At 73.3% G+C, this 11,577-nt stretch carries 14 protein-coding genes; 5 read left to right on the top strand and 9 right to left on the bottom strand.

Annotated features, from left to right (window positions below; all coding sequences use genetic code 11):
• The coding region (locus ACFU6K_RS16500; RefSeq protein ID WP_380663642.1) for a hypothetical protein at window positions 1-573 on the top strand (573 nt) is incomplete at its 5' end.
• Between the two features lie 70 nt (window positions 574-643).
• Here the strand turns inward: ACFU6K_RS16500 and ACFU6K_RS16495 are convergent.
• Both ACFU6K_RS16495 and ACFU6K_RS16490 read right to left on the bottom strand, forming a co-directional pair.
• Complete coding sequence (locus tag ACFU6K_RS16495; protein WP_380663640.1) at window positions 644-1,972, bottom strand: hypothetical protein; 1,329 nt, start codon at window positions 1,970-1,972, stop codon at window positions 644-646.
• A 99-nt stretch (window positions 1,973-2,071) separates the two neighbouring features.
• On the bottom strand, window positions 2,072-2,473 hold the full coding sequence (locus ACFU6K_RS16490; protein WP_380663639.1) for a GNAT family N-acetyltransferase: 402 nt from the start codon (window positions 2,471-2,473) through the stop codon (window positions 2,072-2,074).
• 158 nt (window positions 2,474-2,631) lie between these two features.
• On the opposite strand from ACFU6K_RS16490, the gene ACFU6K_RS16485 reads away from it, so the two are divergent.
• Window positions 2,632-4,224: a M4 family metallopeptidase gene (locus tag ACFU6K_RS16485; RefSeq protein ID WP_380663637.1), complete on the top strand. Its 1,593-nt coding sequence runs from the start codon at window positions 2,632-2,634 to the stop codon at window positions 4,222-4,224.
• Window positions 4,225-4,327: 103 nt separating this feature from the next.
• Here ACFU6K_RS16485 and ACFU6K_RS16480 read toward each other — a convergent pair whose 3' ends face one another.
• The gene (locus ACFU6K_RS16480; protein WP_380663636.1) at window positions 4,328-4,723 is read right to left on the bottom strand and encodes a hypothetical protein; all 396 of its coding nucleotides are present in this window, start codon (window positions 4,721-4,723) and stop codon (window positions 4,328-4,330) included.
• Window positions 4,724-4,859: 136 nt separating this feature from the next.
• Here ACFU6K_RS16480 and ACFU6K_RS16475 point away from each other — a divergent pair, with 136 nt between their 5' ends.
• From ACFU6K_RS16475 to ACFU6K_RS16465, 3 genes are all read left to right on the top strand, one after another.
• Window positions 4,860-5,813, top strand: coding sequence for an oxidoreductase (locus ACFU6K_RS16475; protein WP_380663634.1), 954 nt, complete (start codon window positions 4,860-4,862; stop codon window positions 5,811-5,813).
• A gap of 42 nt (window positions 5,814-5,855) precedes the next feature.
• Window positions 5,856-5,993 carry a hypothetical protein gene (locus ACFU6K_RS16470; protein ID WP_380663633.1) on the top strand — a complete coding sequence of 46 codons (138 nt, stop codon included), beginning with the start codon at window positions 5,856-5,858 and terminating at the stop codon, window positions 5,991-5,993.
• A 76-nt stretch (window positions 5,994-6,069) separates the two neighbouring features.
• Window positions 6,070-6,645: a TetR/AcrR family transcriptional regulator gene (locus ACFU6K_RS16465; RefSeq protein WP_380663631.1), complete on the top strand. Its 576-nt coding sequence runs from the start codon at window positions 6,070-6,072 to the stop codon at window positions 6,643-6,645.
• Window positions 6,646-6,775: 130 nt separating this feature from the next.
• On the opposite strand, the gene pqqE is transcribed toward ACFU6K_RS16465, so the two are convergent.
• From pqqE to ACFU6K_RS16435, 6 genes are read right to left on the bottom strand one after another with little or no spacing between them, the layout of a single operon-like run.
• Window positions 6,776-7,843, bottom strand: a complete 1,068-nt coding sequence (gene pqqE, locus ACFU6K_RS16460) for a pyrroloquinoline quinone biosynthesis protein PqqE (protein WP_380663630.1) — start codon at window positions 7,841-7,843, stop codon at window positions 6,776-6,778.
• Window positions 7,831-8,070 carry a pyrroloquinoline quinone biosynthesis peptide chaperone PqqD gene (pqqD, locus tag ACFU6K_RS16455; RefSeq protein ID WP_380663629.1) on the bottom strand — a complete coding sequence of 80 codons (240 nt, stop codon included), beginning with the start codon at window positions 8,068-8,070 and terminating at the stop codon, window positions 7,831-7,833. The genes pqqE and pqqD overlap by 13 nt, the downstream gene beginning before the upstream one ends.
• Complete coding sequence (gene pqqC, locus ACFU6K_RS16450; protein ID WP_380663627.1) at window positions 8,067-8,741, bottom strand: pyrroloquinoline-quinone synthase PqqC; 675 nt, start codon at window positions 8,739-8,741, stop codon at window positions 8,067-8,069. The genes pqqD and pqqC overlap by 4 nt, the downstream gene beginning before the upstream one ends.
• The gene (gene pqqB, locus ACFU6K_RS16445; protein ID WP_380663626.1) at window positions 8,735-9,547 is read right to left on the bottom strand and encodes a pyrroloquinoline quinone biosynthesis protein PqqB; all 813 of its coding nucleotides are present in this window, start codon (window positions 9,545-9,547) and stop codon (window positions 8,735-8,737) included. Before pqqB ends, pqqC begins: the two co-directional genes overlap by 7 nt.
• A gap of 57 nt (window positions 9,548-9,604) precedes the next feature.
• Window positions 9,605-9,766: a hypothetical protein gene (locus ACFU6K_RS16440; protein ID WP_380663624.1), complete on the bottom strand. Its 162-nt coding sequence runs from the start codon at window positions 9,764-9,766 to the stop codon at window positions 9,605-9,607.
• 26 nt (window positions 9,767-9,792) lie between these two features.
• The gene (locus ACFU6K_RS16435; protein ID WP_380663623.1) at window positions 9,793-11,247 is read right to left on the bottom strand and encodes a glucose/sorbosone family PQQ-dependent dehydrogenase; all 1,455 of its coding nucleotides are present in this window, start codon (window positions 11,245-11,247) and stop codon (window positions 9,793-9,795) included.
• Window positions 11,248-11,577 lie beyond the last annotated feature (330 nt).

Raw genomic sequence — 11,577 nt, 5'->3', positions numbered from 1 at the left:
GGCAAGCTGGACCGCGCGGCACTGCCGCTGCCGGCCCCGCCGGAGCACGCCGCCCCGCGCTCCGCCAAGGCGGGCGGGCGGAGCGGCGGCAAGGGCGGCGGCAAGGCCGGGGGCCAGGCCGGGGGCTGGCGCTCCGGGGACGAGGGCTTCACCAGCGGCTGTGCGGTGGTCGCCGGCGTCCTGGTGTTGGCCTTCGCGGCCTGGGCGATGACCTTCGTCCTCTTCCCCGGCTCGACCGACGTCACGGGCGTCCCCTCCCCGTACCGCGGCTTCTTCGAGCTGCTGTACCTCTGCGAGAACCTGGCCTTCGGCGCCGGGGTCGTCTACCTCACCACCGGTTTCCAGGCCGTCCTGCGGCTGGGCAGGCCGTTCCGGCTGTCGGTGCTGACCCATCTGGCGATCACCTGGCTGCTGGTCAACTGGTGGCCGCAGGACAACCTCTACCGGCTCACCAAGGCCACCGACTGGCCGCGCGAGACGGCGATGGTGTTCGCGTTCAACATCCCGCTGATGCTCGCGGCGCTGGTGCTGGTGTGCTTCGTGCTCTGGCGTCCGCCGGCCGGGAAGGGGTGACGGGACCCCGTCGGCGACTCGGGCGGGTCCGACCCCGTCGGCGGCTGCTCAGGCGCACCTCGCCGGCGGCTCAGCGCAGCGCCTCGAACATCCGGGCCAGCCCGTGGTTCGCGGCGGCGACCAGCGCCTCGGCTGCGTCCAGCGACTCGGTGTCCGGCCCGGCCAGGGCGAGGCCGACGAAGGGCTCCGGCTCGCGGGAGGCGGTCGGGATCAGCGGCAGCAGGGTGACGCCGAGCCGGGCGCAGCGCGGCCGCAGCCGCTCCAGGTGGTCGTGCAGCGCCGCCTGGTCGAGCCGGGCGCCGAGCGGCATCGCGTCCAGGGTGCGGACCAGGTGGCCGGGGCCGCGCACCGCGTCGAGGCGGGCGCGCAGCAGGAGGGCGACGGCCGGGCCGGTGAGCCGCAGGTTGATCTCGGTGGGGGCGAGCCGGCGCTCCCGGTCGGTGACGAAGTCGACGTCGTACCAGCCCCGGTAGCCCTCGGCGGCCAGCCGCTCCCCCACCGCCAGAGTGAACCGGCGGGCGGTGTCGGCGGCGTCCCGCGGCACCGTGCCGGGGCCGACGGTGACGCCCTGGTAGCGGGTGCCGGCCACCGCCATGGCGCCCGCGCCGACCGGGTGGACGGTGCCGTCCGGGCCGACCAGGGCATCCTGGGTGAGGTCGCGCAGCCGGGCGGCCGGGCCGGCGTCGACGTACTCCTCCAGCAGCAACTCCCCGCCAGTGGGCAGGAGTTCGGTGCGGACCAGGCGGCGCAGCAGGGCCCCGCCGCCGCCCGCGGCGAACAGCTCGGCGGGCTCCACCACGACGGTGCCGTAGCCGCCGACGCCGTACGGGCTCTTCAGCACCGTGGTCAGCCCCCGGACGGCGCGGGCGGTCAGTCGGCGGGCCGCCCGGCGCCGGCCGCCCGGGCGCTCCTGGTGCGGCACCCGGATGCCGGGGTGCCCGGGGGCGAGGGCGGCGAACAGGTCGTGCGCGGCGGCCTTGGACTCGTAGCGGCGGACGGCGGCCAGCTCGGGACCCTCGCCCTGCGCGGCCGTCCGGCCCCACCCCACCACCGGGCGGCCGGAGTCGGCGATCCGGGCCGCCAGGGCGGGACGGTCGGCGAGGGCCTCGGCCACCGTGCGGTCCGGTGCCACGCCGCTGTGCACCTCGACCGGGCCCCAGGCCAACTCCCGGGCCAGCCAGTCGGTCCACTCCGGGGCGACCTCGGCGGGCAGCACCAGCAGCGCCGGTTCGGGGCTGTAGCAGGCGGCCAGGCAGGCGTAGTGGTGGGCGTGCCGCAGCCGTCGCAGGCGCTGCGCCGGGTCCATGCCAGGGCTGAGGAACTGCGCGTTGAAGTCCGCGACGTCGCCGACGTGGACCGCCGCCCGGCCGCCGGTCCAGGCCCCCACCCATCCGCCCATGGGGCGGAAGCGTAGAGCCTCCGGGGCCCACGGCCCAGTGCCGGAGCACCGGAGGCCCGGCGGCCCGGTGTCGGAGCATCGGGGACCGGCGGCAAGGTGTCAGAGCGCCAACAGCCCGGCGTCGGTGGGACGCAGGCCGCAGGCGTCGAGGTAGAAGGGGCGCAGGTGCGGCTCGAAGTCGACGTGCAGCCAGGCGCAGCCGGCCGCGCGGGCGCCGGCGGCGGCCTCCGCAACCAGCCGGGTGGCGACGCCTTGCCGTTGACTGCCCGGGGAGACCGCGGTGTCGAGCAGGAAGGCGTGGGTGCCGCCGTCCCAGGCGAGGTTGACGAAGCCGAGCAGGGCGCCGTCGGCGGCGTGGCGGGCGGTGACCCAGCCGAGGCTGTGCCGTTCCAGGCGGGCGAGCCAACCGCCGGATTCCACCGGGTGGCCGAAGGCCTCGGCGTGCAGGGCGTCGAGTTCGGGATCGGCGAGCGGGCCGCGCCACAGGTAGTCGATCGTCACGACGGCACTGTAGAGCCCTTGTTAACTTCCGATCATTTTTTATCGACCAAGGACACGACTTGGCAAAGTTATGACCTTTCCTCTAGCTCAATCTGACTGACCCCCGTCAATCTCGGTCGCAGCTCCTTTCCCTGCACAGCTACCCCACTGGAGTCAGAGTGATCCCCACGTCCTCCTCCCGCCGTGCCCGCGTGGCCGCGGCCTTCGTGGTCGTCGCCGCCCTCGCCGGCGCCACCGTCCCGGCCGCCACGGCCTCCGCCGCCCCCGGGATGCGCGAGGCCGCGATAGCCCAGGCCCGCGCCAACGTCGCCCACAACGCGGGGGTGTTCGGTTTCGGCGCCGGCCAGGACCTCGTGCTCAAGGACGTCGTGGTCGACGCCGACGGCGCCACCCATGTCCGCTTCGACCGGACCTTCCAGGGCCTGCCGGTGGTCGGCGGCGACCTGGTCGTCCACCAGGACGCCAAGGGCCGGCTCAAGGACTCCTCCCGCGCGGCCGCCCACGACGCCGCCGTGAAGTCGACCGTCCCCAAGGTGACCGCGCAGTCCGGCGCGGCCGGCGCGCTGGCCGCCGCCCCGGGCGTCAAGGACGCCGTCAGCTCCCCCGAGCTGGTCGTCTGGGCCGCCGACGGCACCCCCCGACTGGCCTGGCGCACCACCGTCGAGGGCACCGGCGAGCACGGCCAGCCGGCCGGCAAGGTGGTCGTCACCGACGCCACCACGGGCGAGCAGATCGAGTCCTACGACGCCGAGCACCAGGCCGCCGGCACCGGGAACTCCGAGTACACCGGTACGGTCACCATCGACACCACCGCCGCGAACGCCGGCTACACCCTGACCGACCCGGTCCGCGGCCACGTCACCAAGGACGCCAACAACGTCTCCGCGAGCTCGCTCAAGGCCTCCTCCGGCACCCCGATCACCAGCACCACCAACGTCTGGGGCGACGGGAAGAAGTTCTCCTCCAACCGCACCACCGCCGCCGTCGACGCCCACGCCAACACCGCCTGGACGTACGACTACTACAAGAACGTCCACGGCCGCAGCGGCATCAAGAACGACGGCAAGGGCGCCACCGTCTTCGTCCACGTCGGCACCAACTGGGACAACGCCCAGTGGTCCGACACCTGCTTCTGCATGATGACCGGCGACGGCGACGGCACCACCGACCCGGAGCAGGTGGACCTCGACACCATGGGCCACGAGATGACCCACGGTGTCACCAGCGCCACCGCCAACCTGCGCTACAGCGGCGAGTCCGGCGGCCTCAACGAGTCCACCAGCGACATCTTCGGCACCATGGTCGAGTGGTACGCCAACAACAGCGTCGACAAGGGCGACTACCTGTTCAGCGACCAGTCCACCCCGCCGTGGCTGCGCCGCTTCGACAAGCCCTCGCTGGACGGCCGCTCGGCCGACTGCTGGAGCAGCGGCGTCGGCAAGCTCGACGTCCACTACTCCTCGGGCGTCGGCAACCACTGGTTCTACCTGGCCAGCGAGGGCAGCGGCACCAAGACCGTCAACGGCGTCACCTACACCAGCTCGACCTGCAACAACTCCACGCTGGCCGGCATCGGCAACGCCAAGGTCGCCAAGATCTGGTACCGCGCGCTGACCGTCTACATGACCTCCACCACCACCTACAAGGGCGCCCGCTCCGCCTCCCTGAACGCGGCCCGCGACCTGTACGGCGCCGGCAGCGCCGAGTACAACGCGGTCGCGGCGGCCTGGAGCGGCGTCAACGTCAACTGACCTACGGATACCAGTAGTCGAAGCCCACGTGGCAGTGGTCGTGGCGGGTGTCGTCGGCGGAGAACCGGTTGCCGACGCCGCCCGCCATGCCGTCGGTATGCGGCTACGGCAGTTCCGGGGGCCGCAGGCCGTAGCGGCCCTCCTCGGTCCGCACGATCCAGCCGGGCTCGCCGAGCTTCGCCCTGAGCACCGCCACCGGGTACCTCAGCTCGTGGGGGTGGAGCGGCGCGCCGTAGACCTTCCACATGATCGTGTCCGGCGCGTGCGTTTCCTCGCCCAGCTCGATCAGGCCGCGCAGCAGCCTGACGTCGGAGCGGTGGAGCCGAACCTCACGGCCGTCCACGGTGACGACCCGGGTGTCCAGGTCGATGACGAGGCGCCCGTCGAAGGCGGCCAGCGAGCCCTGCGGCTCCAGGACCACGCCGAGGTGCTCGCGGATCCAGTCCGCCCCGGCCCGTTCGTCCACCGGCCGGGCGCCCGCCGCGTTCTCCTGCTCCACGCCCGGCAGCCTAACCGGCGGCGCCCGGCGGCGACCAGGCCGCGCTCCGACCGGCCGGCTCGGCCGCCACCCCGCTCCCCATGGACATGTTCGAATCACTGGCGGTCAGGCCGCTTCAGTAGCGATCATGACCGGCATGACTTCCGACAGCACCGCCACCACCCCCACCGTCACCGCGGCCGCCTCCGGCACCTGGAGGCTCGGCGACCGCACCGTCCACCGGATCGGCTTCGGCACGATGCGCCTGCCGCAGACCGGCCCGGCACTCGTCCCGGACGCCGTCCCGCGCGACCGTGAGCAGGCGCTGCGGGTGCTGCGCCGCGCGGTCGAGCTGGGCGTCGACCACATCGACACGGCGGCCTTCTACTTCTCCCCGCTGCGCTCCGCCAACGAGCTGATCAACCGGGCGCTCGCGCCGTACGCCGACGACCTGGTGATCGCCACCAAGGTCGGCCCCGGCCGCGGCCCGGACGGCGAGTGGGTCGAGCACGCCCGCACCCCCGCGCGGCTGCGCGCCCAGGTCGAGCAGAACCTGCGCCAACTCGGCCGCGACCACCTCGACCTGGTGAACCTGCGCATCCTCGGCACCGACTCGGTCGCCGAACGCTTCGGCGCGCTGGCCGAGTTGCGCGAGGCCGGACTGATCCGGCAGCTGGGCCTGTCCAACGTCCACCCGCACCAGCTCGCCGAGGCGCGGGCCATCGCGCCGGTGGTCTGCGTGCAGAACCCGTACGGCATCGGCGCCACGCCGGAGCAGGACGAGCTGCTGCGGATCTGCGGGGAGCAGGGCATCGCCTTCGTCCCCTTCTACGCGATCGCCGGGGCCGGGCGGCAGGACGGCGCCGGGGTGGCCGAGCCCGCCCAGGTCCGGGCGGTGGCCGAGGCACGCGGGGCGAGCACCGCGCAGGTCCGGCTGGCCTGGACGCTGCACCGCGGCCCGCACGTGCTGGCCATCCCGGGCACCGGCGACGTGGCGCACCTGGAGGAGAACATCGCCGCCGGGGCGCTGCGGCTGTCGGCGCAGGAGCTGGCGCTGCTGGACGAGGCCCACGCGGGCCTGGCCCACGCGGACGCGGCCCACACGGGCTGAGCCGGAACCGGGCGCGGCCTCCGGCGTGTCACTCGGGACGACATGATCTTCGTCCGCCCCGAGGAGTACCGCGGCATGACCGACACCGCCACCCCGCCCGCCGTCCTGCTGCTGAACGACCAGGGCCACCTGCCGGAGGAGCTGCACTGGACCGGCTACCCGCCGCGCTTCCACTTCTGACGGCCAGTCAACAAGCGGTCGAGGAACGCTCGAAGGCCCGTCGACAGTAATATGCAGACCGGTCTACTATCGCCGCATGGGAGTCAAGGGTGAGGAGACCCGGGCCCGGCTGATCGCCGGCACCAGGGAACTGATCGAGGCGCAGGGCTACTTCGGGACGGGACTCAACCGGATCGTGGCCGCCACCGGCGCCCCGCGCGGCTCGCTCTACTTCCACTTCCCCGGCGGCAAGGACCAGTTGGTGGCCGCCGCGCTCACCCAGGCCGGCCAGGAGGTCGAGGCGCTGCTCGCCGCCCCGGCCAGCGAGGGCGCCGACACCGTCACCCTCGCCGGGCGGCTGATCGACGCCTTCGCCGAACGCCTGGAGCGCTCCCGGTACACCAGCGGCTGCCCGATCGCCACCGTCGCCCTGGAGGTGGCCGGCACCAACGAGGCGCTGCGGACGCTCTGCGCCGAGCTGTACGCGGGCTGGCAGCGGATCCTGGCCGACCGGCTGGAGGGCGAGGGCTTCGGCCCGGCGGAGGCCCGGACCGCCGCCGGGCAGACCCTCGCCCTGGTGGAGGGCGCCGTCCTGCTCGCCTCCGTCCGGCACTGCCGCGAACCGCTGGACCACGCCCGGCAGGCCGTCCGGCAGGTGCTCGGCGCCGCGTAGGACCACGCGGGCACCACCTGAGCACCGGACCGGCACCGGCCGGCCGCCGGACGGAGCCGTGCCGCCGCCTCGGCACCGTGCGACCGGCCGGCCGGGTCCGGACCGGGGACCACGGCCCGTGGGCGGAGCCTCACCGGCCGGCGGGAGCCCGGTAGACGAGGTCCCCGTCCTGCCGGGCGGTGAGCTCCGTGACCAGGCCGTGGTCGGGCGACAGCGCGCAGGCGGGATCGGTCCGCCCCGGGTCGCCGGTGAGGGCGAAGGCCTGGCAGCGACAGCCGCCTAAGTCGGCCTCCCGGAGCGCGCAGGAGGCGCAGGGTTCGGGCAGCCAGTCGGTGCCGCGGTAGGCCCGGAAGGCCGACGACTCGGACCAGATCCAGGCGAGGCCGTGGTCGCGGACGTTCGGCAGGTCCAGCGGGAGGTCGTAGGCGGCGGGGCAGGGCAGGACCCGACCGTCGGGGGCGACGGTCAGGGAGACCGCGCCCCAGCCACCCATGCAGGGCTTCGCGACACCGTCGAAGTAGTCGGGGACGACCCAGACGAGTTCGACGCCGGTCCGCCGCCGTCGGCGCTCGACCGCCTCCCGGGCGCGGGCCAGCTGGTCCCGGGTGGGCATGAGGGCGGCCCGGTTGGCCAGCCCCCAGCCGTAGAACTGCGTGTTGGCGAGTTCGATGCGCACCGCGCCCCAGGCGATGCCGAGGTCCACGATCGCGTCGATGTCATCGAGGTTCAGGCGGTGCAGGACGACGTTGAGGCCCAGCGGCAGTCCGGCCTCGCGGACCAGCGCGGCGGCCCGCTCCTTCGCCGCGAACGACCGCCGTCCGGCGATCAGCTCGGAGGAGGCGGCGTCGGCGCCCTGGACGGAGAGCTGGACGCTGGGCAGCCCGGCCGCCACCAGAGCGGCCAGCCGCTCCCGGGTCAGGCCGAGTCCGCTGGTGACGAGCTGGGCGTAGATCCCGGCGCGGTCGGCCCCCGCGACGATCTCGGTCAGGTCGCGCCGCACCAGCGGCTCACCTCCCGAGAGGTGGACGTGCGCGACCCCGAGTTCACCGGCCTGCGCCAGCACGTCCAGCCACTGATCTGTCGTCAGTTCCGCTGCGCGGGAGGTGAGTTCGAGCGGGTTGGAGCAGTACGGGCAGCGCAGGGGGCAGCCGTGGGTGAGTTCGGCCAGCATGGCCCAGGGCGGGTTCACCGCAGCCATCCCCGCTCCTTCAGGTCGTCGAGGAAGACCACGACGTCGTCGGCCCCCTCGGCCGGGAACCCGGTGGTGATCTCCGGTACGGTCCGGGTGCCGTCGCACAGCCCGACGATCGCGGCCGCCTCGGCGCTGAGGACGACGATGCGCTCCGGGACGACCAGCAGCGTGCTGTTCCGCACCGGGCAGTGGCGCAGCCGCGCGTACCCGCTCAGGGCCGGTCGCCAGGTCACGCCGGGGCCCGTTCGACGGCGTCGAGGAGGGTCCACAGCAGCTCGCACTTGTAGGCGAGCGCCGCGATGGCGGCCTCCTGCTCGGCCCGGGTGCGCGCCCAGGACAGCACGAGGGACAGCGCCTCGTCGCTGTCCCGACGGCCCTGGCCGACGCGGGTCCTGAAGTAGGCGAGGCCCACGGGCTCGATCCAGGTGTAGTGCCGTTCGAAGGCGGCGATCCGGGTGGCCATCAGGTCCGGCGCGAACAGCTCGGTCAACGAGGCGGCCACGGCTTCCAGGGGCGTGCCGTTGCGGCAGAGGTTGACGTAGCCGTCGACGGCGAGCCGCACTCCGGGCAGCACCCCGCGGCCCGAGAGCAGGTCGGCGCGGTCGAGCCCGGCCGCCTCGCCGAGCCGCAGCCAGCGCTCGATGCCGCCTTCGTCGCCGTCGCCGCCGTCGTGGTCGGTGATCCGGCGGATCCACAGCCGGCGCAGGGCGGGATCCTCCAGCTTGGCGAGGATCAGCGCGTCCTTGACCGGGATGTGCCGCTGGTAGTGGAACCGGTTGAGGATCCAGGTCCGCAGCTCCTCCGGCAGCAGGAGCCCCTGGTGCATCCTCAGGTTGAAGGGGTGCCGGTGGTGGTAGCGGCGCTCGGGCACGGCCCTGAGCTCGCTCTCGAAGGTCGTCACCATGTGAGGACCGCTCCTTCCGCGGCCACCCCGAGGCCCCGGTCCGCCAGCTCCGCGTGGAGGGGGGAGCCCGGGTCGACGAGCGGGTTGGTGTTGTTCAGATGGGTGTAGAGGCACCGGGCGGACAGCGCGGCGAGCCGGTCGCGGGTGGCGAGCACGGGCAGGTGGCCCATCCCGGTGGCGGACTTCGTGGAGAACCCGGCGGTGCGGGGCTCCTCGTCGTCCCAGAAGGTGCCGTCGACCAGGACCAGGTCGGCGTCCTCGCCGAACCCGTCGGTCCAGACGCCGGTCGACGGCGCGTAGAGCAGTCCGCCCACCCGCAGGGCGCTCACCCAGTCCCCGTCGCAGGCGTCCCGGGCGTAGCGGGGGCGCTTGCCCGAGAGCGGTTCGAGCTCGACGCCGTCGAAGTCCCGCCAGCGCAGGCGGGTGTAGGGCGCGAGGACCTCGCCGAGCCCGAGTCCCTTGTGCACGGCGTCCCGTACCGCGTCGGTCGCCATGACCTCCAGTTCGTCGGCCTCGCGCAGCCGCGCCAGGCCGAGCGTGTGGTCGAGTTCGGCGTCCGTGAGGATCACGCCGGACAGCCGGGTGCGCCGGCCCTCGGGGTGCAGCCATGGGCAGCGCTCGATCTGTTCGGCGATGTCCGGGGTGGCGTTCACGAGGTACACCCGGCCGGGCTCGGTCTCCACGGCGACGGACGCGTGCAGCCGTCGGCGCGACGGAACCGCGCGTGCCCCGGCACAGCCGGGACACGCGCAGTTCCACTGCGGGACGCCGCCGCCGGCTGCCGTACCGAGTACGTGCAGTCGCACAGCGCTTCCTCCCTCTTCGAGTGGTGGTCCTACCGGTGCGGTGCGGTCCGGGGACGGCTACCGCTTGGCGAGGTAGTACGCCGAGACCTCCAGTGACGCCTCCACCACCTGGTAGCTGGGCTTGCGCCAACGGGCGGCTTCCGGCGGGGTGTTCGGCCGGTCGGTGGTGCGCTCCCGGGACTGCCGGGCACGCCTGGGCTGTTCGTCGTGACGGGTCATGACTGTCTCACCTCCGTGTCGGGGCTTCACTGCGACTTGTTCCGGTCGTAGGGGACGGCGAGGATCGCCCCCGGATTCGCCAGGTGGGTGGTCGGGGTACCGCCCTCGCCGCGGACCATGTGCTGGCCTTCGCTGTCGGTGGCGATGTACAGCGTCCTGCCGTCCGGACTGAGGGCGACGTCGCGGTAGCGGTTGACGGTCCGGTAGAGCTCCTCGTACTTCTTGCCGTCCTTGGAGAGCCGGAAGACGGTGCCGTTCTTCAGCGAGGTGACGAGGACGTCGTCCCCGTACACCTTGAGGCTGCCGGGCGCCATGGTCGGCCAGCACATGTAGGCGGACGCCGCGTCGGGGCAGACCGGCGTGGTGCCGAAGTTGTGCCCGCTCTCGACGGTCGTCCCGTACGTGCTGAGCGGGGAGACCATGTCCTTGGTGAAGTCGGACTCCTTCGTCGTCGGCACCTCGGCCGGCGGCGAGTTCGGGTCCGGGTTGTAGGTGAGCTTCTCGCAACCGCCCTTGGCCTGCGACCAGTTGGAGTAGACGTACGCCTTGTCGTCCTTCCATCCGGCGACGTTGGGCCAGCCGTAGTTGCCGCCCTTCGTGATGTGGTTGAACTCGTCGTCGGTGAGCGGGCCGTTCTCGGCCGTGTAGAGGTCCTTGCCGCCGAAGTCCATCCCGTCCGGATTGCGCATGCCGTAGGCGTAGATGTGGCTGCGGGCGCCGTTCAGCTCGGGGTTGTCGTCGGGGACGGAACCGTCCGGGTTGATGCGGAGCACCTTGCCCTGGTAGAGCGACCAGTCCGACGCGGCGACCTGGGCGGCGGTCGGCAGGTCCTGCGCGTGGTTCGGCAGACAGTAGTCGGCCAGGTAGTTGTGGCCCTGGTCGCCGATCGAGTAGTAGAGCTTGCCGTCCTGTCCGTACCGGATCCGGGCCGACTGGTGCTGGTTGTGCCCCGGCAGCCCCGTCAGGACGGGCTGCTCGTCGGACAGCTGGCCGTCCTTCGAGGTGTAGCGGACGATCTTCGTGGCCGAGTCGTTGCCGTTCTTGTAGGTGTAGGCGAGGTAGAGGTAGTCGCTGCCCTTGCCCTTGCCGAAGTCCGGGTGCAACGCGAAGCCCAGGACGCCGTCCTGCCCGTCCTGACTGTGGTAGGCCTTTCCCGTGAGGTCGAGGGCGGTGCTCTTGGCCCCGCTCTGCGGGTCGACCCGGGTGATCTTGAGTCCGGACTTCTCGCTGACCCAGAGCTGGCCGTCGGGGGCGTAGGCGAGCTCGAACGGGTCTCCCAGCCCGTCCGCCACCACCTTCACCTGCGTCTGCGGCGACTGGGCGGCCTGGGACCGGGGGGCCTGGGACTGCACGGGCTCGGCGGTGACGACACCCGGCTTCTGCGCGGCGGCGCTGCCGCCGGACGCTCCCCCGTTGTCGGAGCACGACGTGATCAGCGCGGCGGCGGGGATCAGGGCCAGTGCGACCGGGAGCTTTCTCATGATGCCTCCCACTCGTCGTGGCGACGAGTGTCTGGTTTCCGAATGACCGGATTCGGCGACTCCGTACGGGACCGGCCGCGCACGGTGCGGACGCCCGGCGAGCGGGCCGTCGCCTGCGGTGGAGGGAGCGCCGTCGGCGGCGTACGGCCGCCCGGCGTCCCGTCCTCACCGTAGGTCGGGTCCCCCGGATCCGCACCCCTCGTTGGCCCGGTCGCGTGGCCGGGGCGGCGGGGTCCTCGTCGGCGGGAGCCAGGGGTTGAGCCGGGCCGCCGCGGCCGGGCTGATGCTGCTCGCCGCCGGTACGGGCTGAGGCCCGGCCCCGTGCGGGCG

It is taken from the genome of Kitasatospora sp. NPDC057512 (assembly GCF_042802135.1).
In the GTDB taxonomy this organism is placed as follows: domain Bacteria; phylum Actinomycetota; class Actinomycetes; order Streptomycetales; family Streptomycetaceae; genus Kitasatospora.
Note: the sequence above shows the minus strand (reverse complement) of the source record. Positions and strands in the feature narration are given on the sequence as shown.